At 33.5% G+C, this 22,655-nt stretch carries 28 protein-coding genes; 18 read left to right on the top strand and 10 right to left on the bottom strand.

What is annotated here, in order from left to right:
- Positions 1 to 435 (top strand): endonuclease/exonuclease/phosphatase family protein (locus tag B2745_RS02725; RefSeq protein WP_304063366.1); only part of this gene is annotated, 435 nt, incomplete at its 5' end.
- A gap of 61 nt (positions 436 to 496) precedes the next feature.
- Here the strand turns inward: B2745_RS02725 and B2745_RS02720 are convergent.
- From B2745_RS02720 to B2745_RS02710, 3 genes are all read right to left on the bottom strand, one after another.
- Positions 497 to 781 (bottom strand): DUF86 domain-containing protein, encoded by a 285-nt coding sequence (locus tag B2745_RS02720; RefSeq protein WP_304063372.1) that lies wholly within the window; start codon positions 779 to 781, stop codon positions 497 to 499.
- 43 nt (positions 782 to 824) lie between these two features.
- Positions 825 to 1,127, bottom strand: coding sequence for a nucleotidyltransferase family protein (locus tag B2745_RS02715; RefSeq protein ID WP_304063364.1), 303 nt, complete (start codon positions 1,125 to 1,127; stop codon positions 825 to 827).
- Positions 1,128 to 1,262: 135 nt separating this feature from the next.
- Positions 1,263 to 1,829 (bottom strand): hypothetical protein, encoded by a 567-nt coding sequence (locus B2745_RS02710; protein WP_304063362.1) that lies wholly within the window; start codon positions 1,827 to 1,829, stop codon positions 1,263 to 1,265.
- Between the two features lie 113 nt (positions 1,830 to 1,942).
- Between B2745_RS02710 and B2745_RS02705 the strand changes: the two genes are divergently transcribed.
- From B2745_RS02705 to B2745_RS02650, 12 genes are all read left to right on the top strand, one after another.
- Positions 1,943 to 2,914, top strand: a complete 972-nt coding sequence (locus tag B2745_RS02705) for a polyprenyl synthetase family protein (RefSeq protein ID WP_304063359.1) — start codon at positions 1,943 to 1,945, stop codon at positions 2,912 to 2,914.
- 3 nt (positions 2,915 to 2,917) lie between these two features.
- Positions 2,918 to 3,970, top strand: coding sequence for a TerC family protein (locus tag B2745_RS02700; RefSeq protein WP_304063356.1), 1,053 nt, complete (start codon positions 2,918 to 2,920; stop codon positions 3,968 to 3,970).
- A gap of 9 nt (positions 3,971 to 3,979) precedes the next feature.
- Positions 3,980 to 4,732 (top strand): endonuclease III, encoded by a 753-nt coding sequence (gene nth, locus B2745_RS02695; RefSeq protein WP_304063352.1) that lies wholly within the window; start codon positions 3,980 to 3,982, stop codon positions 4,730 to 4,732.
- Positions 4,733 to 4,825: 93 nt separating this feature from the next.
- Positions 4,826 to 5,839, top strand: coding sequence for a recombinase RecA (gene recA, locus B2745_RS02690; protein WP_026903496.1), 1,014 nt, complete (start codon positions 4,826 to 4,828; stop codon positions 5,837 to 5,839).
- 294 nt (positions 5,840 to 6,133) lie between these two features.
- Positions 6,134 to 6,856 (top strand): SDR family NAD(P)-dependent oxidoreductase, encoded by a 723-nt coding sequence (locus B2745_RS02685; RefSeq protein ID WP_304063349.1) that lies wholly within the window; start codon positions 6,134 to 6,136, stop codon positions 6,854 to 6,856.
- The gene (locus B2745_RS02680; RefSeq protein WP_304063346.1) at positions 6,857 to 7,405 is read left to right on the top strand and encodes a hypothetical protein; all 549 of its coding nucleotides are present in this window, start codon (positions 6,857 to 6,859) and stop codon (positions 7,403 to 7,405) included. It abuts the gene before it with no gap.
- 5 nt (positions 7,406 to 7,410) lie between these two features.
- The gene (locus tag B2745_RS02675; RefSeq protein ID WP_304063343.1) at positions 7,411 to 7,671 is read left to right on the top strand and encodes an acyl carrier protein; all 261 of its coding nucleotides are present in this window, start codon (positions 7,411 to 7,413) and stop codon (positions 7,669 to 7,671) included.
- Position 7,672: 1 nt separating this feature from the next.
- Positions 7,673 to 9,025 carry a beta-ketoacyl-[acyl-carrier-protein] synthase family protein gene (locus B2745_RS02670; protein WP_304063340.1) on the top strand — a complete coding sequence of 451 codons (1,353 nt, stop codon included), beginning with the start codon at positions 7,673 to 7,675 and terminating at the stop codon, positions 9,023 to 9,025.
- Positions 9,015 to 9,824 carry an enoyl-ACP reductase FabI gene (locus B2745_RS02665; RefSeq protein WP_304063338.1) on the top strand — a complete coding sequence of 270 codons (810 nt, stop codon included), beginning with the start codon at positions 9,015 to 9,017 and terminating at the stop codon, positions 9,822 to 9,824. The genes B2745_RS02670 and B2745_RS02665 overlap by 11 nt, the downstream gene beginning before the upstream one ends.
- Positions 9,814 to 10,209, top strand: a complete 396-nt coding sequence (locus B2745_RS02660) for a holo-ACP synthase (RefSeq protein WP_304063335.1) — start codon at positions 9,814 to 9,816, stop codon at positions 10,207 to 10,209. Before B2745_RS02665 ends, B2745_RS02660 begins: the two co-directional genes overlap by 11 nt.
- Before the next feature lie 6 nt (positions 10,210 to 10,215).
- Positions 10,216 to 11,043: an alpha/beta fold hydrolase gene (locus B2745_RS02655; protein ID WP_304063332.1), complete on the top strand. Its 828-nt coding sequence runs from the start codon at positions 10,216 to 10,218 to the stop codon at positions 11,041 to 11,043.
- A complete protein-coding gene (locus tag B2745_RS02650; RefSeq protein WP_304063329.1) occupies positions 11,033 to 11,686 on the top strand; it encodes a lysophospholipid acyltransferase family protein in 654 nt (217 codons plus the stop codon). Before B2745_RS02655 ends, B2745_RS02650 begins: the two co-directional genes overlap by 11 nt.
- A gap of 1 nt (position 11,687) precedes the next feature.
- Here the strand turns inward: B2745_RS02650 and B2745_RS02645 are convergent, their stop codons facing one another.
- Complete coding sequence (locus B2745_RS02645; RefSeq protein WP_304063326.1) at positions 11,688 to 13,175, bottom strand: tetratricopeptide repeat protein; 1,488 nt, start codon at positions 13,173 to 13,175, stop codon at positions 11,688 to 11,690.
- A 411-nt stretch (positions 13,176 to 13,586) separates the two neighbouring features.
- Here B2745_RS02645 and B2745_RS02640 point away from each other — a divergent pair, with 411 nt between their 5' ends.
- On the top strand, positions 13,587 to 14,708 hold the full coding sequence (locus B2745_RS02640) for a hypothetical protein (protein WP_304063322.1): 1,122 nt from the start codon (positions 13,587 to 13,589) through the stop codon (positions 14,706 to 14,708).
- Positions 14,709 to 14,714: 6 nt separating this feature from the next.
- Here the strand turns inward: B2745_RS02640 and B2745_RS02635 are convergent, their stop codons facing one another.
- Positions 14,715 to 15,500, bottom strand: a complete 786-nt coding sequence (locus tag B2745_RS02635; protein ID WP_304063369.1) for an O-methyltransferase — start codon at positions 15,498 to 15,500, stop codon at positions 14,715 to 14,717.
- Positions 15,501 to 15,657: 157 nt separating this feature from the next.
- On the opposite strand from B2745_RS02635, the gene B2745_RS02630 reads away from it, so the two are divergent.
- A complete protein-coding gene (locus tag B2745_RS02630) occupies positions 15,658 to 16,515 on the top strand; it encodes a transglutaminase-like domain-containing protein (protein ID WP_304063319.1) in 858 nt (285 codons plus the stop codon).
- A gap of 225 nt (positions 16,516 to 16,740) precedes the next feature.
- Positions 16,741 to 17,073, top strand: a complete 333-nt coding sequence (locus tag B2745_RS02625) for a Dabb family protein (RefSeq protein ID WP_304063316.1) — start codon at positions 16,741 to 16,743, stop codon at positions 17,071 to 17,073.
- Between the two features lie 164 nt (positions 17,074 to 17,237).
- Here the strand turns inward: B2745_RS02625 and B2745_RS02620 are convergent, their stop codons facing one another.
- Positions 17,238 to 17,702 (bottom strand): hypothetical protein, encoded by a 465-nt coding sequence (locus tag B2745_RS02620; protein WP_304063313.1) that lies wholly within the window; start codon positions 17,700 to 17,702, stop codon positions 17,238 to 17,240.
- Positions 17,703 to 17,821: 119 nt separating this feature from the next.
- A complete protein-coding gene (locus B2745_RS02615) occupies positions 17,822 to 19,015 on the bottom strand; it encodes an ATP-binding protein (RefSeq protein WP_304063311.1) in 1,194 nt (397 codons plus the stop codon).
- A gap of 273 nt (positions 19,016 to 19,288) precedes the next feature.
- On the opposite strand from B2745_RS02615, the gene B2745_RS02610 reads away from it, so the two are divergent.
- Together B2745_RS02610 and B2745_RS02605 are read left to right on the top strand one after the other, a co-directional pair.
- Positions 19,289 to 19,597 (top strand): type II toxin-antitoxin system HigB family toxin, encoded by a 309-nt coding sequence (locus tag B2745_RS02610; RefSeq protein ID WP_304063308.1) that lies wholly within the window; start codon positions 19,289 to 19,291, stop codon positions 19,595 to 19,597.
- Complete coding sequence (locus B2745_RS02605; protein ID WP_304063305.1) at positions 19,597 to 19,953, top strand: helix-turn-helix domain-containing protein; 357 nt, start codon at positions 19,597 to 19,599, stop codon at positions 19,951 to 19,953. The genes B2745_RS02610 and B2745_RS02605 overlap by 1 nt, the downstream gene beginning before the upstream one ends.
- Before the next feature lie 111 nt (positions 19,954 to 20,064).
- Here B2745_RS02605 and B2745_RS02600 read toward each other — a convergent pair whose 3' ends face one another.
- The 3 genes from B2745_RS02600 to B2745_RS02590 all read right to left on the bottom strand — a co-directional run bounded on the left by B2745_RS02600 (position 20,065) and on the right by B2745_RS02590 (position 22,584).
- Complete coding sequence (locus tag B2745_RS02600) at positions 20,065 to 20,391, bottom strand: type II toxin-antitoxin system RelE/ParE family toxin (protein WP_304063302.1); 327 nt, start codon at positions 20,389 to 20,391, stop codon at positions 20,065 to 20,067.
- On the bottom strand, positions 20,381 to 20,596 hold the full coding sequence (locus B2745_RS02595; RefSeq protein ID WP_304063300.1) for a hypothetical protein: 216 nt from the start codon (positions 20,594 to 20,596) through the stop codon (positions 20,381 to 20,383). The genes B2745_RS02600 and B2745_RS02595 overlap by 11 nt, the downstream gene beginning before the upstream one ends.
- 197 nt (positions 20,597 to 20,793) lie before the next feature.
- The gene (locus B2745_RS02590; RefSeq protein WP_304063297.1) at positions 20,794 to 22,584 is read right to left on the bottom strand and encodes an acyl-CoA dehydrogenase family protein; all 1,791 of its coding nucleotides are present in this window, start codon (positions 22,582 to 22,584) and stop codon (positions 20,794 to 20,796) included.
- Between the last annotated feature and the right edge of the window lie 71 nt (positions 22,585 to 22,655).

Raw genomic sequence — 22,655 nt, 5'->3', positions numbered from 1 at the left:
CGTATTTGCTCTTGGGTTTATTTAAAGGATAAAAAAACGAAGAAAAGCTTTTACTTTTTTAATGCTCATTATGATCACCAAGGGGTTACTGCCCGAAAAGAAAGCAGTGAACTTATCTTAGAAAAAATCAAAAGCATTGCTAAAGACAAACCTGTAATTTTTACAGGAGATTTAAATGGCAACCACAGCAGTGACCCTTATTTAATTATCGCTAACAGCGATATTTTGAAAGATACCTACCAACAAGTGAAACAGCCTTACGCTAATAGCAATTCTTTTAATGGCTTTGGCAATCAATTAAAAGGTAATAGCATTATAGACCATGTTTTCGTAAGCAAACATTTTAAAACACACAAATGGGGACTGTTAACAGATAGTTATCAAGGTAAATATCCATCAGATCATTTCCCTATATTGGTAAAGGTTGGGTTTTGAGTAGTTTGTTAGGTTGTTAGTTGGTTAGGTGGTTAGGTGGTTAGGTGATATAAAATATAATTTAATTACTTCCTAGAAGTTTATCTACTTGCTGTTTAATCTCTGGTAAATCTCTACGTACTATAGTCCAGATTAACTCATCAGATATGTTATCATAGCTATGAATGATTCTATTTCTAGTTCCGATGATATTTTTTGCATTCTGAAACTGAAAATTAGCATCCATTTTTATGATACGATTAACAGCTTCACCAATAATTTCCAAATTCCTTTCAACTGCCTTTTTAGTCTTTATATCTTTTTTATAGGCTTTAAAATCCTTTTGATTGGCAACAAAAAGAAATATTTCGTCAATACACTACTGTATGTCTAATAACCAAGTTCTGATTTTAATATCCATAAATCTTCACTTTGGTATTCTCTAATTCTTGTTTAAAAATGCGATTTTTTATTCCTCTTTCCTCAAGTAAATCAACCTGTCTAGCTAAAATCTCTTCAATTTTCGCTTTTAAATTGAAATATAAATCAGTATACCTAAAAGGGTCTTGTTCATCAAAATCAACCACTAAATCTATATCTGATGACTCATGATAATCATTTCTCGTAACAGAACCAAAAGCAAAAAGTGATTTTACTTTATTCGCTTTGCAAAGTTCTCTAATCTGTTTGAGTTTAGAATTATCTATATTCATAATCAAAAATAAAACTTTAAAATACTATATTCAAAATATATCAGCATCACTATCAAATACTTTACCATTCATTAGCACTTCCTAAATCTCACATTTCAAGTTCTTTCTACTCTGTACTTTATACTATATACTTTCTTAAAACCCTATCCCAACACCAAGCCCAACAGATTGTAATTTTACCGTTTCTATAAAATTAAACTGACTTAAGTTTTGCTGTAAATACAAAGCTTGTATAAATAACCTGCCACCTTTTTTAGTAGTGATGATATAACCTAAGCCGGCATCGTAAGTAAAACCTTGATCGTAACCATTAAAAATACGAGGCGAATATCCGGCAGCAGCCTTAAGAAAAATATTATTCCCCCTATCCTCCCTTTTAAAAGGGAAAGCATGTGCATCTGCTAAAAATGAAATGGTATTATAATTACCTCCACCGCTTCTATCAATGGTATTAAAACTTGTGGTTGCAATTCCTCCGCCTATACCAAAAAAGCTATTTTGCTTACCAAAAATGGTTTTTATCCTAAATGCATTGATACCAGAAGTACCTAAAACCTCATTAATAGCTAAAGAATAAGAAACCTCAGTACGGTTAAAAAAGTTAAATCTTTTGCCAGACTGTACCTGGGCCGAAGCCGATATACTTATAAAAGTAAAGGCTATAAACATCCATATTTTTATCATTCTCATGTGCTTCTTCATTTTCGATTTAATATTAAACAATTTTTCTTAAAGCTTTGCTTTCATAAGTATAAATCCGCTTTTTTACATTATGTTTGCAAACCCAAAGTATCAAAGCTTGTTTTAAATTCAGGATGCTGAAACTAGACGAAATCAAAAAACCCATAGAAAAGGAAATTGATGCTTTTGAAGAGAAGTTTAAAACTTCTATGCAAAGTTCAGTTCCACTTTTAGACCGCATTACTCATTATATTGTAAAGAGGAAAGGGAAGCAAATTCGTCCGATGTTTGTATTCTTTGCTGCAAATGTTTGTGGCGGTATAACCGAGTCTACTTACCGTGGTGCTGCTTTGGTAGAGTTATTACATACCGCAACCTTGGTTCATGATGATGTGGTAGACAATTCTTTCGAGAGAAGAGGTTTTTTCTCCGTTAACGCCCTTTGGAAGAATAAAATTGCTGTTTTAGTTGGCGATTATCTTTTAGCAAAAGGCTTACAACTATCTGTTAACAATCAAGAATTTACCATTCTCAAAATTGTATCAGATGCAGTACAGCAAATGAGCGAAGGAGAGCTGCTTCAAGTAGAAAAAGTTCGTCGTATGGATATCAGCGAGGATGTTTACTATGAAGTTATCAGACAAAAAACTGCTTCTTTAATAGCCTCTTGTTGTGCTGCAGGTGCTGCATCTGCCGGCGCTACAGAAGAAACTATACAGCTTATGCACAATTTTGGAGAGAAAATTGGTATAGCTTTCCAAATTAAAGATGATTTATTTGATTTTGGTGTTGATGATGTAGGCAAACCAAAAGGTATAGATATTAAAGAGAAAAAGGTTACGCTTCCGCTGATATATGCCTTAAACAAAGCAGAAAAGGCGGAGAAAAAGAGAATCATCAACTTGGTTAAAAACCATAACGATGACCCAGATAAGATTAATACCATCATTAATTTTGTTAGAAATAGTGGCGGTTTGGCTTACGCCGAGCAGCAAATGATGAACTATCAGGAAGAAGCTTTTAAAATTTTAGCTCAATTTCCGGCAAGTGAATCTTTAACAGGCTTAGAAAATTTAGTACGCTTTACAACAGAAAGAAAGAAATAATACATGAGTAACGAGGTTATATTTTTTGGCGTTTTTGCCTTATTCATCATTTTGATGTTAGCACTTGATTTGGGCTTGTTTAATAAAAAAGATCAACCTGTATCTTTAAAGCAAGCCGGTATCATGAGTGCTATTTGGGTAAGTTGTGCAATTGGTTTTTATTTCCTTTTAAGGGTACAAGGTCATATCCTGCATGATATTCAGGATGAAGCCCATCTGGTAGAAGTTGTTCAAAAAAACCAACATAATATTGTCTTAAACGGCACTTCCTTTGAAGAAAACCTCATCAAATACAAAAACAATTTATCTCTTGAATTTATAACAGGCTATGTTATTGAATATGCACTTTCTGTAGATAATATTTTTGTCATGGTATTGATATTCTCTGCTTTTGGTGTAAAAGAGAAATATTACCACAGGGTATTATTTTGGGGCATTTTAGGTGCTGTTATCATGCGCTTTCTGTTCATTTTTATTGGCGCAACCCTCATTAGTAAGTTTGGATGGATACTTTATCTTTTTGGAGCATTCTTAATTTATTCGGGTATTATGATGTTTATCAACCGCGAAGGAGAAGATGAGATAGACCCCGAAAACCATAAAGTAGTAAAACTAGCTTCTAAGTTTTTTCCTGTTTATCCAGATTTTGTTGGCAATAAATTCTTCCATAAAGTAGATGGTAAACAATATATCACTCCTCTGTTTTTAGTATTATTAATTATAGAGTTTACAGATGTTATTTTTGCGGTAGATTCTATTCCGGCTATATTTGCGGTAACTAAAGACCCTTACATTGTATTCTTTTCTAATATATTTGCCATATTAGGTTTACGTTCTATGTTTTTCTTATTGGTAAATGTGATCCATAAATTCCATTACCTAAAAACTGGTTTAGCCTTTTTATTGGTGTTTATAGGTATTAAAATGTTAGGTCATCATTACTTAAAAGAATGGGGTTTTACCACAGCACATTCTTTATACATTATTATTGGTATATTGGTGATTAGTGTTGTTGCATCATTAGCATTTCCTAAAAAAGAAAAAACAATTTATTAACGATGCTTTATGCTTAAGAAAGAGCGTTATCAAGAATTTGTAGCTTATTTTTCGCAACATCAGCCGCAGGCAGAAACAGAATTGCATTATAGCAATCCGTTTGAGTTACTTATTGCTGTAATTTTATCAGCACAATGTACAGATAAACGCATTAACCAAATAACACCAAAACTTTTTGAGCGCTATCCAACGCCAGAATCATTGGCAGCATCTACTGCAGAAGAAGTTTTTACTTATATACGCTCTGTTAGCTATCCTAATAATAAATCAAAACATTTGGTGGGCATGGCTAAAATTCTGGTAGAAGAGTTTGGTGGTATTGTACCAGAAGATGTAAAAGATTTACAGAAAATGCCTGGTGTAGGCCGTAAAACGGCCAATGTTATTGCATCGGTTATTTATAATGCCCCAACAATGGCTGTAGATACACATGTTTTTAGGGTATCAAATCGTTTAGGTTTAACATCAGCAGCAAAAACACCTTTAGCTGTAGAAAAACAATTAACCCAATACCTGCCACAAGATAAAATACATATTGCACACCATTGGCTTATTTTACATGGCAGATATGTTTGTATTGCTCGTAATCCTAAATGCGAGATTTGTCCTATCAGCTATTTCTGCAAATATTACGCTTTACAAAATACACCAGCTGCTTTGTTAAGGAAAGAACAAGCCGAATTAAAAAAAGCAGCTCAAAAGAAAAAGCTGGCTAAGAAAAAACAAATAGCTAAAGCGTTGAAAAAAAGAGCTATCAAATAATTTTCTATTCCTTACATTTGAGATTAACAGAATTATTTTATATTTGCTAAAAAAATTAGTATTATTGTTTTTCATATTCATTAAAAAATATACATGAGTGCCTCAAACGAAAAATTAAAAGCCCTACAGCTTACGCTGGATAAACTAGAAAAATCATACGGTAAAGGCACCGTAATGAAATTAGGAGATGCTGCAATAGAGCCAATGGAAGCTATTTCTACAGGTTCTATTGGTTTAGATATAGCCTTAGGAATTGGAGGCTTACCCAAAGGTAGAGTTATAGAAATATACGGTCCAGAATCATCTGGTAAAACAACTTTAGCAACACATGTAATTGCAGAAGCACAAAAAGCTGGCGGTATAGCTGCTATAGTAGATGCCGAGCATGCCTTTGACCAATTTTATGCTAAAAAATTAGGTGTTGATATAGAAAATCTTTTAATCTCACAGCCAGATAACGGCGAGCAAGCCTTAGAAATTGCGGATAACTTAATTCGCTCTGGTGCAATTGATGTTATCGTGATTGACTCTGTTGCTGCCCTTGTCCCAAAAGGAGAGATAGAAGGCGAAATGGGCGACTCTAAAATGGGCTTACAAGCTCGTTTAATGTCTCAGGCTTTAAGAAAGTTAACAGGAACCATCAGTAAAACCAAATGTTGCTGTATCTTCATTAACCAATTAAGAGATAAAATTGGGGTGATGTTTGGTAACCCAGAGACTACTACAGGTGGTAACGCCTTGAAGTTTTATGCTTCTGTACGTTTAGATATCAGAAGAATATCACAAATTAAAGATAGCGACGAGGTTTCTGGTAACCGTGTTAAGGTTAAAATTGTTAAAAATAAGGTAGCTCCTCCTTTCCGTATTGCCGAGTTTGACATTATGTTTGGCGAGGGTATCTCTAAAGTTGGTGAAATTATTGACCTTGGTGTTGATTATGGCATCATTAAAAAAGCAGGCTCTTGGTTTAGCTATGGCGACACCAAATTAGGCCAAGGAAGAGATGGTGTTAAACAATTATTACATGATAACCCAGAACTTTCTGATGAACTAGAAGCAAAAATAAGAGCCGCTGTAATGGCTGCACCTTTAGAAGAGAAAGAGTAATCTTTATCATCTTCGTATTTCAGAAATAGTATCCATAAAGTTATAATAGCTTGTGGTTTTTTATCCTTAATAATTTAATTTAAAAAAGATAAAAAACCACAAACTATGGATGCAAATACGATACTCAAGAATTATTCTAACCGATATTTATGTTTCTTAAAAGCTAGCAGGTTATTCAAAAACAAGTGTTTAGTCGCTAAACTTTTATTTAAATTTTATATCTCCCTTAAAAATTGTTAATCTATTAAGATTTTTTATTTTTGATGCTTACAGTAAATAGGTAACAGGCATACCGTGAGCAAACAAAAAGTTTTAATAACAGGAGCAAGCAGAGGACTAGGCTTAGCCATAGCACAAGCATTAAATAAAGACTATTGTCTTATTTTACATGCTTCTAAAGCAGAAAATATCCAACATCTAAAAGAAGGCAACTATATTCTGGAAGCGGATTTCTCAAATCCGGAAGAAGTAACAACTTTTTGTAAAAATCTAAAAGTCCAACACGGGGATGATTTATATGCTGTTATTAATAATGCAGGTATTACATTAGACAAACCTTTACTTTATCAGCCAGAAAAAGATATAGATAAACTGATCCAAGTAAACCTAAAAGCACCTATACAAATTGCCAAAACTGCATTAAAAATATTTGGTCTGCATCAAAAAGGTGTAATTATCAATATGAGTTCTTGCGTTGCCGAAACCGGAAATGCTTTTCAGGCTGTTTATACAGCTACAAAAGCTGGTCTTGTTGCATTCTCAAAATCATTAGCTAAAGAAGTGGGTACCATTTATGAACATCATGAAATTAGGATATTAAGTGTCTCTCCTGGATTTATTGAAACAGATATGACAGCAGCCATTCCGCAAAAGGAACAAGACAAATATTTAAGTAATATCCCACTTAAACGTTTCGGAAAAGCAGAAGATGTTGCAGAAACAGTAGCCTTTCTTTTATCTAGCAAGGCGGCTTATATAAACGGTAGTAATATCAATATCAATGGAGGTATTTTTTAAATGATGGAGAGCTTGGTAGGCGCACACCCTAGTAGCATGTTGATACACGGACCAAGTAAGTTATTGGTACATCATTATCATTGGCATCATCCAAATACAGGCATTATTGCCAGTTACACACCAAATGCGCTAGATGTTAAAGACCATTTCGGTATTTTTAGGGGAGTAGACCAAATAGAAGCTTTTGCACAAGCCACCACAGGCTCTTGTGCAGCCTTTCTTCAGCTCGTAAAAAAAAACAGCAAGCCACAAAAAAAAGATGATGATGAGTTTATCCCAACTTTTATTAGTGTAGGTGGTGTTACTTTTCATTCTTATCTAGAAGAAGGAGATACTTTTATCAGTATAGGTAAAATTATATTTTATAAATTTAGACAAATGGTGGTTGATGGTCGTATTTATAAATGTCCAAAAGGGATAGATTTAGATAGTCATTTTAAAGATTTTACCGAAGAAAAATTAAATAATTATGAAGTTGGAGATGGCTTTACCTTAGTTGCCGAGCTTTTAGGCATCACCGGTAGAGCTATCAAAAAAAATATTAAATAAATAAAATGGAAAGACAAGAAATTATTGATGGTATTGTAGAGATTTTAAAGACTATAAGAACTATAGATCAGGAGAAATTAAATCATGTTACCGAAGAAACTGATTTTATTGCTGATTTAAAAACACCTTCTACAGAGATGATAAATATTGCCGCTAAAGCCGAGCAAAAATTTGATATTGAGTTTGAAGATGAAGATATTGACGATTTAGGCTCTAAAGTAAAAGATATAGTAGATTTGATTATCAAATCTAAAGCATCAAATTAACATGGGTATCCAAGGCAGAAAGGTAGCGGTTGTGGGCATGGGTGGGGTTTTCCCTACTTGTAATCATTTAGAGGAGTTTGAGCATAAGCTATTCAGCAATCAATCCCTTATCAGATATTGGGATAAAGCCCTAGCGCATGGAAAAAATATACGTTCGCATGTTGCAGGTTTTATTACAGAAGAAGAAGCCCATTTAAAACCCGTTTACTCTACCTTAGTTGAAGATTACCCCGAAACTTATATCGATTTACTTAACCGTATACCCGACATACATTTGGCTACCGCTGATATTGGTAGTATATGGACCATGCTTGGTGCTGCTGACGCAATAAAAATGGCAGGTTGGAGTACTTCAGAAGTACAATCTGAACAAACAGGTGTAGTAGTTGGATCTGGCAGCTGTGGCAATGAAATACAACGTATAGCATGGCATAGCTTTTTTGTTTTAGGTAAAAAAACTCGTTTTGCTGGCGGTCATAATGTAGATAGAGCCATGGTTTACCGTGAGGCAGCTAATCTTTCTTGCTTTATAAAAAACAAGGGTGTTTGTGAGGCCATTGGTTCTGCTTGTGCTACAGGTCTTGGAAATATTGGTTACGCTTACCGTTTAATAAGTTTTGGCTTACAAGATCGTGTTGTTGCGGGTGGTGCAGAAGGGACAGCCTTAGAAAGTTTTCTAGGTTTTGATGGTATGCAGGTTCTAAGTAGAGGATTTGAACCTCATGAAAGCTCAAGACCTTTTGATAAAGATAGAAACGGCTTTGTTTGCTCTTTTGGGGCTGGTATTGTTTGCTTAGAAGCTTATGATTTGGCTAAAGCCCGAGGCGCAAATATCTTAGCCGTTATAGATAATTATTTTAATAACTCTGATGGTGATGGTGATATGTTTGCTCCATCTTTTAACGGCCAACGAAGATTATGGCAAGGTCTTTTAAAAAATATACCTTTTAAACCAGATGTAGTAAAAGTACACGGTACTTCTACCCCTACTGGTGATGCTATAGAGCTTTTAAGTGTTGTTGATAGTTTGGGAGATAAAGGCTATCATATTGCAGCACCAAAATCACAGTTTGGGCACATGTTAGGTGCTGCCGGAGCAGTAGAATTTATTACTGCCTTGCTGATGTTAAAAAGGCAAGAAGTTTTACCTTGCCTAAATGCTGTAAATTTAAATCCAGAGCAAGAAACCTTTCAAACCACTTCAACCTGGGAAGGCTCTAAAGAGCCATTAGCTTATTACAGAGATTTATTACAACAGCAAAGTTTTACCAAAGAAATCAATAGCATTACCTGTTTAAATTATGGATTTGGCGGTACCAATAGTGCCATATTAATCTCCAGAGATGATCAATAATCAACATAAAATAGCAGTAGTTTTTGGTGTTAGAAATGAAAGTTCAATTGCATTTCAGATTGTATTAAAACTTCATGCCTCGGGCTGTAAAGTTGCTGTAAGCTATACAGCTGAAACCAAAGACGAGGTGTTAACATTACTTGATGCACATCAAATTAATGGAATTTACCATCAGGTTGATATAAGAAATGAGTTAGAAATCAAAAATTTTCTTAACCAAGTTTACCAACAGTGGGGTGCTATAGACTATATTTTGCATGGCGTAGCCTTTGGAAACCAACAAGTTATGTGCAGTAGTTTTCCTGGGTCTGCGGAACCGGCTCCAAACTACATCAATATCCCTTTTGAAGATTTAATGGATTCTTTTAATATAAGTGCTTATTCTTTGTTAAGAGTTTGCAGAGTTGCCGAACCCTTGCTAGCTAAACAGGCATCTATCTTAACCTTAACTTATAATGCATCTCAAAGGGTTTTTCCGAATTACGCAGGCATGGCTATCAATAAAGCGGCATTGGAAAATATCACGCAATATTTAGCACATTATTTTAGAAGCACAGCAGTAAGGATTAATGCAGTTTCTGCAGGTTTAGTGATGACAACTTCTGCAGGTGGCGTAAATGGGGTAAGAAAATTACGCAAAATTGGGAAAATTACTGCTCCCTTAGGCAATGTAAGTGCTGCCGACGTTGCAGATACCGCACTATACTACTTTTCAGATTTATCTAAAAAAGTTACAGGTAATATCCATTTTGTTGATGGGGGATTTAATATTATGGGGGTAGCTATAGATGAAGCATAATTTGGAAGAAGAGCTTATTCAACTTATTTCAGACCAGGATTTTGCTTTAGGTAATGATGTAGTTTTTCTTCCTGATTTTAAGCTTTCTTTTAACCCCTTGTTTAAGCAAAAAGTATATAGCGAAGGTGAAATAGCTTACTGCGAGCTTTTCAAAGATAGCATGCTTAGGTACGCTTCTACTTGGGCAGCTAAAGAAGCCGTTTATAAGGCTGTAAAACAGCTATATCATCAGGCATTACCTTTTAAAAAAATAGAGATAGTAAGAGAAAAAATAGCAGGTAAACCACAGGTCATTTTACCCCATGATTATAAAAATTTAATCATTAGCCTTACCATAAGTCATGATGCTGATTATATTTGGGCAGCTGCGCTTGTAAAAAAATAAGTACCCATGACTAATCATTACTTTAACCACCCTATAGCATTACTTCATTACTATAAATTTGGTAACGGACCAACAGCTATGCTTTGTTTCCATGGTTATGGTATGCATGGTAAGCAGTTTAAAATTTTGGAGGAACATTTAGATACTGATTATACTTTTTACGGCTTTGATTTATTTTTTCATGAGGCGACTAAGCTTAAAAATGAGGATTTAGACCTTATTAAAAAAGGCATTAGTAAGCAACAACTCACTAAATTATTTATTGATTTTTGTGATGAACAGCAAATCCAAAAATTTTCTGTTTTATCTTATTCTATGGGTTCGCATTATGCAACTACACTTGTAGAAGAAGTACCAGAAAGAATTTTAGATTTTATTACCGCAGCACCATCATGCTTTAAACCTGGCTGGCTGGTAACTTTTTTAAGTAGTAAAAAACTTGGTAACAAAGCATTAGAAAAACTAGCGTTAAGTGATAAAGGAATGCTTAACTTACTAAAAACCATCAAAAAACTAAGGGTTATTGATGATAATATTTACGAAATTTTATATAAAGAAATAGCCACCTACGAGCTTAGATTTGCCTTTTATGCTTGTTTAACTTACTTAAAACAGCTAAAAATGAATCATCAAAGGTTTATAGAAAATCTTAATCAATATCAAATTAAAAGTATTTTTATTTTTGGAGCAAGGGATAAAAATTATCCAGCTAAAATTGCAGAAGCTGCTATCAAAAAAATATACCTAGCCAAACAAGAAGTTTTAGATGCTAACCATGAATTGGTGAATGCACAATTTCCTCATCATTTAAAAAGGTTATTGTATGATTATTAAAGCTAAACTATTACCTCGTCCTATTTTTATGGCTTCTTTTCGTTTGCTTAGGTGGTGTATGAGAAAGCTTTTTAATAAATTGGTTATCCATGATGTAAAACTTCAAAACCAATCTTCTTATTTATTGATGTGTAACCATACGGGCTTTTGGGATGGCTTTTGGGCATTTTATTTATGTTATTGCGCTATTTATCCTAAACAAAAAATTAACGGTCTTTATTTTATGTCTTTGAAAAAGCAATTACAAAAGAACCCATGGATGAAATATTTTGGAAGTTTTTCTATTGTGCCTCATTCTAGAACTTACGTAGAAAGCTTAAGCTATGCTGCCGAAATATTAAGTAAACCTGGCAATATATTACTCATGTATCCGCAAGGGAATTTAGAATCGCAATATGTTAGACATATTGCTATCAAAGATGGTATTTGTACACTATTACCTATGGTAAAGGGTAAATGTCAGTTGCTATGGAGCAGTAATTTAACCGAGTATTTTGAGAGTTTGAAGCCATCAATTTATTTTCACATGCTGGATTGCGGTAGCCATGAAGATTTTAATTTTGAAGAATTTAAAACTCAAGTTAACCAGCATCATCTGCAAGCTATAAAAAAACAATTTAGGTATACAGAAGAGCCTGAATAGGTTAATCGGCACCAAGTCTTTTTAAACCTTCTTTTGCCTTGTTTTCTATACTGTTTTCGTACTCATGATTTTTCATACCGATAGCCTGATTGTAAAAATTTACAGCTCTGCTTTTATCGCCTTTCTCCTCAAAAATTAAAGCCATGTTTAAAGCAGCATTGGCAGCATAATAATAAGTACTTTGTTTACCAGCATAAATGGTTTTTTGATAATTGATTAAAGCCTCTTGCGATTTATTTAAGGCATCGTAAATCCTACCTAAACGGTAAAAATACTCTATTTGGTCTCTCTGTAACTTAAAATCACTTTGATCTTTGTCTTTCAAATAGGTTAATGCTTTGGTATAATATCCACCATCAAAACTTAAACGGGCTCTTAATAAGTTAACATCAGGCGCTTGCTCATTAGCTTCTTTTAAAGCTTGTTTATCTTTCTCATCATACACATTACCTTTCATTTTAACCATTTTAATAAAGGCTTGATATTTCGTGATATCATTTTTTAAATAATAGTAATAAGCTAGCTTCAAATAAGCATCTTTAACGTAATTAATACCTTTATACTCGTTAATATATCTTCCTAAATAAACATAAGCATCAGAATCATTTCTATTAAGTTTAGCATTACCCAATAAGTAATTTAGTTTAGGAAAATTCAGGTATTGCCCTGTTTTAATTGGTCTTCTCTGCAAAAATTTTATAGCATCATCATTATGGGCATTTCTGTAAGCTATATAACCTTGCAGATAGGTTTTCAATAAGCTATCATCACCAAAAGAAGACGTAAGATTTAGAATTTTTTGATAGCTATTTTTACTTTGTATAAGGTCTGTTTCTATGTAACACAGTAAAAATATAACTTCTTCTTTATAAAAGTTGTAGGGTGTTTGTGCTAAAGAAGTGGTAAGATGATCAAGCTTTTTTATCCCTTGTTCTACATTACCTCTAAAACCAAAAGATTGCAAAACCCCTTTTATATTAGCCGGTATAGACCCCATAATAACATTTACCAAGCCTATACTTTTTTGATGTGGTAAAAAATTAGGGAATTTTTTTTCATTCTCTTTTAATAAGTTATCAGCTTTTTTAATATCCAAGCCAGAAGAAAGATAATCTTGAAATCTGCTTTTAAGCATTCCCCATTGCAGATTGATTTCTGCCTGTGCAAAAAGATAATATGGAGATTTTGGATCTTGATTTTCTAAAAGGCTAAGCCTCGTACTTTTTAAATTTTTTAGGCGGTTATAGTCGGCTTGATTTTCTGAGACTAAGAGACTAAAAAAATCTATATAATTTTCTAGTAAAATGATGATTCCGTTTTGCGGATGTTGCTGTTTTTCTATTCTTAAATGCGCTTGAGCATCTTGAATTCTTAAATCAAAAATAGCCTGATAGGCTTTGATACAATTGTTATTAAAATCGAAATTTGCTTTAAGCTGTGTGGTTAAAAGGGCAAAAAATACAGTGAATAAAAATACTTTTTTGAACATTATAAATAACTAACGTATTAATTGGTTAAATATCAGGGTTAATTTGTAAAAATAGCAATACAAGCAATAAAAATGCCTGATGTTGTAAGTTTTGGTAATAAAAGATATTTATACTCTGAGTATTCACATAGTCTTATCCTACGTTTATCTTACGTTATTCTTACGTTTAAGATATACTTACTCTTTAGTCGACTCCCTGTAATCTTTAATAGTTTGATGATAAATAAATTTACCTGATGGCGTATGAGCTGCAACTTCCAGCCTCTTTTTGGGGTCTGCCAGAACTGATTGAGCATATTCAACTGCCCTAGCAAATCTACTTTTCTCTTTCTAGTATTTAATAAACTAGATACTAAAATCAAAACTATTACCTCTTAAATCTCGTTTTGATAATTATCTTTGAAACTAAATATGAAAAAGATTCTCCTTTTATTTTTGCTTGGCTTATCATTAAACAGCTTCTCGCAAAAAAAACTTATTGATAAATTTTTCTCACCCGATACCAACAGACACAATAGCTTTATACCTGTTCCGGTAATCGCTTACACCCAAGAAGCCGGTTTTGAATTTGGTGGAGCTGGTTTATATTCTTTCTATCTTGATAAAACGGATAGTTTAATTAGACCTTCGCAACTATACGGATTGGCCTATACCAGTACTAAAGGTCAATCTCAAATATCTATAAGGTCTGATTTATGGTCGAGAGGTAATAAATGGCACCATTTATACGATGCCAGATTTTATAATTTACCTTTTAATTTTTATGGAGTTGGCGATGCTACCTTAAGAAGTAACGAAGATAAACTGATACAAAGACGCTTTAGGCTTAATGCCGAAGTAGAAAGGCAACTGGCTAAATCTTATTATCCGGGTTTGGGTGTCGAGTTTGAATCTCAGAATTTTAGAGATGTAGAAACAGGAGGCTTTTACAATACTGCCCCTTTCTTTGATAAAGACGGAGGAAACTTTATTTTATTTAAAATAACACAGTTAATAGATACCAGAAATACCAATACCTATACCACTAAAGGCTTTTTTACGAGATTGCGTTATGGTTATGCCCCAGATTTTTTTAAACAACAGCAATTTGAGGGCACTTTATTTACTTTAGATAGCCGATATTTTTACGCTCCTAGTAAAAAGATAACTTTGGCAGCACAAGGTTTTATGGAAGCTGTGAGTAGTAACAAAGAAATTCCGTTTTATATGCTTAGACAAATGGGTAACGACCAAATCATGAGGGGTTATTACATGGGTAGATATAGGGATGAAAACTACGTTGCTATGCAAGCAGAAATTAGATACCGCCCGGTAGACCGTTTTGGTATAGTAGCTTTTGGAGGCACCGGAACCGTATATGCGAAAAACAACTTTTCTGTAAACAGTTTAAAACCTAATTATGGTATTGGCGGTAGATTTTTCTTTGATTTGGATAAGAGTTTAGCCCTAAGAGTTGATTATGGTTTTGGAGACAAACCTATTGGCGAAAAAAGAAACGCCGGCTTGTATATATCTTTAGGAGAGTCTTTCTAAACTCTCCTAAAACTTAACTTTAAAATCCTCTTTAGCGATCCCTTTTTTAAAGAAAACCAAACCTATCCAAAACAAATCAACTGTAACACTTACTTGCGGATGAGCTTTAATTTCTGCCCAAGCTTCTTTCATACCCTTGCTCCAATAAATATCATCAAAAATGAGCAAGCTATTTTCATGTACTTTGGGTAAACACCAATTAAAATAGTTTAAAGTTGCGTCTTTACGATGATTGCCGTCTATAAAAACAACATCTAACTGCTGTTTATTTTGCAGTAAAACTGGCAGGCGTTCATCAAAATTACCTACTTCTAATTGAATATACTTTAAACCTAATTTATTAAAATTTTCCTGTGCCACAGCGGCTGTTTGTGGACAGCCCTCCATCGTTATCACTTGTAAGTTTTCATCGGCCTTAGCCAAATAAGCTGTGGTAATACCTAAACATGTTCCAAGCTCTATCAAAGTTTTAGGTTGGGTATATTGTACTAAACGAAATAACAACTTAGCTAAACGTGGTGCCTTAAGTGCATTCTTAGCCAGTTCTTTAACTGCTTTAACTTTCTGGTTATTAAGCTGCGAGCCAGCCCCTAAATCCGTAATGGTTATATTTCGATGATCTTGAAGTAAATTTTTACGTAATTCTTCAATACTTTTGTATTCGGGTTTATCTTTGAAATCGTAAATTACTTCATCTATAAGCTTGTAAACGAATGGCGAATGTACACCATGACGCGTTTTGGCATTGATTCTGTGGGCGATGTAATCTAAGGCGAACTGTATATTTAACATGATGGCGAAGATAGGAATTTGCGTGGTGATTGAGTAATGCGTATTGAGTAGTGCGTATTGCGTAGTGCGTATAGAGTATTGAGTAGTGCGTATTGAGTAGTGCGTATTGAGTAGTGCGTATTGAGTATTGCGTATTGAGATTTTAGAATTTTTAATCATGATTAACGAAAAAGAAATAGCTTCTTTAATAAAATTACTGGATGATCCGGATCCGGAGATTTTCTCGCACATAGAGGATAAAATTTTATCTTATGGCAGCGAAGCTATAGGCTTTTTAGAAAGTGCTTGGGAGCAATCTCTAGATACGCTTTTACAAGAACGTATAGAAAATGTAGTTCATAAAATCCAATATCAAAATGTACGTGAAGATTTAGCTTTATGGTATCAAAGTGGTGCTTTTGATTTACTGCGTGGCGCATTAATTATCAACAGATATCAATATCCAGATTTAAATGAGCAAAAAATCATCAACCAGATTGAAGCTATAAAAAGAGATATATGGCTTCAGATGATGTACGAAGCTAGTCCGGTTGAGAAGGTAAAACTCATTAACCATATCTTTTATAATATTTACGGTTTTTCTGGCAATACCAGTAATCATAAAGACCCTCAAAACTCCTACATCAGTCAGGTTTTAGAAAGCAAAAAAGGAAATCAAATAAGTTTGGCTATTATTTATGCTGTTATAGCTCAGAAACTTGATATTCCCATTTATGGAGTAAACCTTCCACAACATTTTATTTTAGCTTACGAGGATGAACAAGAAAAACAAAGCGAAGAAAGCGGTATTTTATTTTACATCAATGTTTTTAACAAAGGCTATATCTTTGGTAAAAGAGATATAGATATGTTTTTAAAACAATTACAAATCCAGCCAGAAAAGCATTTTTATGAACCTTGTTCGCATACAGAAATTATTAAAAGAGTGATTAGAAACCTGATTAGTGCTTATGAAGAATTAGGTAGTGCCGAGAAAGTTAAAGAATTGATTAGTTTATTGGAAGTTTTAGACTAGTGGTAAACCATAACCCAGCACCTACCCTTTTTATAAAGAATTAGGAGTTGCATAAAACATTAGTTAATAATTACTTTAGCTGTTTAAGGAAACACCCGTTTTTCAAATCCCTTAATAACTTATCGTTTAAAATGTATATTTAGATTTTATAAGTAGAAAACAATGAAAAAGTATTTCTTAGCATTTATCATAAGCTTATTTTGTCTGATAAAATCCGAATCTGTTATGGCACAAAAAGAGAATGGAAAATTTGTACACACCGTACTATTTTGGTTAAAAAATCCAGAGAGTAAAGAAGATTGCTTAAAGTTTGAAACCTCTCTGAAAAAATTTTTAAATGCCTCTAATAATATCAGCAGTATGCACTTAGGTACTCCTGCAAGTACCAACAGACCCATTATTGATCGCTCTTACAGCTATTGCCTCATGGTAACTTTTGTATCAAAAGAAGCTCATGATTTATATCAGGAAGAAGCTGCCCATAAGGTGTTTATTAAAGAAAGTGAAAACTTATGGAAGAAGGTTTTGATTTACGATTCAGAGAATATCCTGAAATAAGCACACTAAAAGGCACATTTTAGAGTGAGGGAAAACTAAAATAAAAAAGAGACTGTCTCAAATCACCATTTTGTATCAGGCTGAGCGGAGTTGAAGGATAAAAAAAGATCCGCTTAATGTCACAAATACGATTTTTGGAGACAGTCTCTAAAGATATCTTAAACTTACTTTTTAAAGAACATTCGGGTAATAAAAATCCCTCCTGGATCATCCTTTCCGGCATGACTTTCTACAGCACTGGTAACATAAATTAACTTATAACCATCTGCCTCTAATTCCATAATTCTTGCTCCAATCATGGCATCGTTTGAAGCGATATTTTGAAAATTGATACCCGCTGCGCTAAAAAAGTTCAACAATTTAGCTTCATCAAAATTTTCAACTTTTAACTCGCTTCTGCTGATACTTTTCTGGTCAGATTTTTTTCCATCTGTACGAGCGGTACGAAACTGCTCGGTATTCACTTCAGTAGTATTTTCAATCATTCTTGACCTACCTAAACCCATAGGCACTATAGATTCTACTACGGTTACTATTTTCCACTCGCCCAATTTTTCTGAATTGGTTTGAGCCATTCCTGCTACGTTTAAAACCATAGCCATGCCCATCATTAAAATTATCTTTTTCATGTATTTAAATTTAGTATCACTAAAGATAATTAATAATTAAGTATAGCCTAAAATGAGCACAAAAAAATCCTACAATTAAAAATTATCTTGGTTTAATTTTAGGACTAAATGATTTCATATCAAATCCTCCTAAAAAAACTTTCATTAAAAGCATTATACCAACTAAATCTAAAATCAATTTCTGGATAAGCGTCTCTAAACTTTTGATATTTATTAGGTTTAATTTGTGCTTCATCAAACTTAACTTCTATGGCAGCAGGAATGTCAGCTTCTGGTAAAACAAAATCAACTTCGTTACCATCTGCCGTTCGCCAAAATTTAAGCTCATCAAAATTGTATTGCTCGGCAAGTAATTTAAAATTCATATTCTCCCAAAGTTCGCCTTTATCTAACCTCATTTGTACCGATTGAAAATTGTTAACTAAACAATTCCTTAAGCCTGTATCCAATAAGTATGCTTTGGGCATTTTCACTAATTCTTTCCTTAAATTTCTATAAAACGGCTTCACTAATGAAATATGGAAACACTTTTGCATCACCTGCAAATAATGAGTAACGGTTTCGCTTCTTACTTTCAAAGTGGTTGATAGCTCATTTACATTAATTAAACTTCCTACCTGTGCGGCAATTAATCTAAATAATTGGTAAAAAACAGCTTCATTTTGCACACCAGCTTCTAAAATATCTCGCTTTACAAAAGAATCTCTTAGTTCACGTAGTCTGGCTACTTTTTCATTCACATCTGTTTCTGTAATTACTGCGGGATAACCACCGTATATCATATAATTATCCCACTCGGTCTTTAGTTGAGTAATTTTTAAGCTTTTTGCATTCGTATTCTGGATGATTCTGCTTTTCTCTGCCAATAAATCATCTTTACCTAATAAAGTCAAATATTCATCAAAAGAACAAGTGAGCAGTGTAAATATCTTCTTTCTGCCCGCTAACGAGTCTTCAAAACGACTATCCATATAAAAAGCGCTACTTCCAGTAGCTACAATTTTTATGTCGGCGGCGTATTCGTCATAAATGAGTTTCAGAAAATTAGTTGGATCTTTCAAATACTGTACTTCATCTATCAGAACCACGTTTTTACCTTCGCTTTGTGGCAAGTAGTTAAGTAAATTCAAAGGATTTTCATCCAAATCAGCCAGAATAGTTTTAAACTCGAAGTTTAAAAACGTAACAGCCATACCTTCTTCTTTACAATATTTTTCCAACTCTTTAAGCAAGGTTGATTTACCTGTTTGCCTCGCTCCGGTTAATATGGTAAACTCTTTTTTGGGCAAATGCTGCTTGAGTTTCTCTAGCATTATCCTTCTCATATATCCTGATATTTAAATTCAAATATAGCCAAAATTAGATATTTTTACTAGTATAGTAGATAAATTATCAGATATTTTTACTAGTATAGTAGATAAATTATCAGATATTTTTACTAGTATATCAAATTGGGAAGATATAAATAATGGTTATATAGGATTAAGAACTGGTTATAAGAAAGCTTGAGATAAATATTTTTTTAAAAACCTATTCGTTTTCTATTAGTAAACTTTTTATATTTGTTCTCTAATAGTAAACTTTAGATGTTCAATATCATCAACAGAAAAACCCTTTTGACTTACACAATTAAATATCCAAAGGCAAAAAACGCATTGTTAGAGTGGTATTATGAATTTCTGAACGCTGATTTTAAAAATTTTCAAGAACTAAAGGCAATACATAAGAGTGCGAGTTTAGTTGGTGATGACCGTGTGGTGATTAATATTATGGGTAACAATTACAGGTTAGTGATTAGGGTTATTTTTATTTATAAAGTAATTCAAATTAAATGGTTTGGAACTCATAAAGAGTATGATAAAATTGATGTAGCTACTGTAAAATTTAAAAACTGATGAATTTACATATTTTAAAAACTGAAGAAGAGTACGAAGAATTATTGGCTTGGATAGATACTCAATTTGATTTAAATGCTTCGCCAGATAGTAAAACAGGTGAAGATTTACAAGTTGCCTTATTATTGGTTAAACAATATGAAGATATTCATTTCCCAATTCCAAAACCAGACCCTATTGCAATAGTGAAGCAAAAAATGGAAGAAGAAGGTTTAAAAAATAAAGATTTATCCGAATGGATTGGGAGCAAAAGCTATGTTTCTTCTTTACTAAGTGGTAAAAAACCTTTAACGCTAAAGATTGCTAAAGTTTTGCACCAGAAATTGGGTATCCCGGCTGAGGTGTTTTTGGCTTGAGGTAGCTTTGATAAGCTTTTATGGATTAGAAACCAATAAAATTGGTAAACCATATTAAGACCTTGCTATGAACTAGCGTAAGATGACTTTTAAATATCCTTTTATGAATATTTACTTAAATTTCTCTAACAATTGTAAAAGCTGGATATCGCTAATTGAATCTTGATTGGATTTATCGTAAATTGATAAAAGAAATATATGATTATCTACAAAAGCAACATAAGAGATTACTCTTGCTCCTCCGGATTTTCCTTTTCCTTTAGATGAAATAGCTAATCTTATTTTATAACAATTGTTACCTATAGGAATTCCTAAATTTGGATTTTCTTTTAGAGAATTAATAAGTTCTATGATTTCTGATTTGAGAGAAGGATATTTTTTGACTAATTTTTTAAGTTGTTTATCGAAATAATCGATAGTATATACTTTATAAGTCATTTAATAAATTTTCAACAGGTTTAGCTTCTAGTTTTCCTAAACTTAGCATTTCTGCATGTAGAAATGCTTTTTTTATTTCCTTAATTTCTGTTAGTAAATCAGCATCCTTATCTGTAATTTTCTCAACCTTTACATCTGTAAAATTTTTAAGAAAATCCATTACTGAACTTAAATTATCTGAATGAATATCTAATAATAATTTCATAAGTATAAAATTAATCATTTTTTCTAAACAAAAATCTTAGAACTTTAATATATAATAAAACCGCTCAATTTAATCATGAACAGCTTTTGTAGTAAGATTTCTCCTTCCTCAACCCATAAAACAAAAAAGTTCGAGGTGATATTCCACCCCGAACTATAGTATAAAATTTAGTTAGTTAGTTTTTATACTTTTTTCTTCTAGTAGCAGTATTTATTAGCTTCTATCAATTGTTTTGCTACTCTTTGTCTTGCATCCTTGATATTAAAAGGGGCTACTTTGGTAAACCTCCTCAGTCCCATCAACATCATGTTTAATTCATCGCCTTCAGCAAAAGAATTTAATGCTTCTTTACCTGCTATATAAACTTTATCAACAGCTTGTTGCATATAAATACGCATCATATCAATTTGTCCGGCAGCGGCCTCCTCGCCACGCATTGCAACTAATTTCTCTACTCTTAAAATAGTCGACTCAGCAATGTAAGCTTCACCAATAATATCGGCGATATTCATCAAGATTTCTTGCTCTTTGGCTAAAGTCATCATCAGTTTTTGTACAGCAGCACCGGCAATCATTAAACCTGCTTTTTTGATGTTTTTAAGCGCTTTCTTTTCTGCTGCAAATAAAGTATCATCCTCCTCAGAGAAATCAGGAATAGACATTAACTCTCCAGCTACCGCTTGTGCTGGTGTCATTAAATCTAGTTCGCCTTTCATTGCTCTTTTCAAGAGCATATCTACAATAAGTAAGCGGTTAATCTCATTGGTTCCTTCAAAAATACGGTTGATACGGCTATCGCGATAAGCTCTATCCATAGGAGCATCGGCAGAGAAACCCATACCACCATAAACTTGTACACCTTCATCAACAATATAATCTAACATTTCTGAGCCCCAAACTTTTAAGATGGCGCACTCTACAGCAAACTCTTCAGTAGATTTTAGTTTAGCTTTACCAGAATCCATGCCTCCGGCAACTAATCTATCATAAGCATCGTCAATATTTTGTCCGGCCCGGTAAGCAGCGCTTTCTACAGCAAAGTTACGCGTAGCCATCTCTGCCAATTTATATCTGATAGCCCCAAATTTCGAGATTGGCAATCCGAATTGAACACGCTCATTGGCATAATTAACGGCATAATCAATCACCTTACGGGATGATCCGATAGCAGCAGCTCCTAGTTTAATACGACCAATATTTAAGATATTAACCGCTATTTTAAAGCCGTTTTCACGCTCTGAAAGCATATTCTCTACCGGAACAGGGCAATCATTAAAGAAAACCTGACGAGTTGAGGAACCTTTAATACCCATTTTATGTTCTTCTGGGTTCATGGTTACTCCACCAAAATCTTTTTCTACAATAAATGCTGTAAGATTTTTATCATCATCAATTTTAGCGAACACAATAAAAACATCCGCAAAACCACCATTGGTAATCCACATTTTTTGCCCGTTGATGATGTAATGTGTACCCTCTGGGTTTAGCTTAGCTTTTGTTCTTCCGCTATTCGCATCAGAACCAGAGTTAGGCTCTGTTAAACAATAAGCCGCTTTCCACTCGCCCGAAGCTAGTTTTGGGATGTACTTAGCTTTTTGAGCCTCATTACCATAATAAAGAATAGGTAAGGTACCAATACCTGTATGTGCTGATAAAGCTACTGCAAAAGAATGCCCAGCGCCTACGGCATCAGCCACCAACATAGAAGTGTTAAAGTTTTTACCAAAACCGCCATATTCTTCCGGAATAGAAACGGCTAGTAAACCCAATTCTCCTGCTTTATCCATTAAGGATGGCATAAGACCTTCTTCCAGCTTATCAATCCTATCCAAATTAGGAAAAACCTCTGCCTGAAGGAAATCTTCACAGGTTTTCTTAATCATAAGTTGTTCTTCATCAAACTCCTCTGGAATAAAAACATCCTGAAAATCTGTTTCGGTGATTATGAACTCACCTCCTTTGATTGATTTTTTTTCTATTGTTGCCATGTTATTAGTATTGAGTAGAGCGTATTGGGTACTGAGACCTCGCTCTAGTTAACATATCTTATTTTTATTAG

Origin of the sequence: Pedobacter glucosidilyticus (assembly GCF_002483235.1) — a bacterium.
Lineage (GTDB): Bacteria > Bacteroidota > Bacteroidia > Sphingobacteriales > Sphingobacteriaceae > Pseudopedobacter > Pseudopedobacter glucosidilyticum_B.
This window is presented reverse-complemented; position numbering and strand designations above follow the sequence as displayed.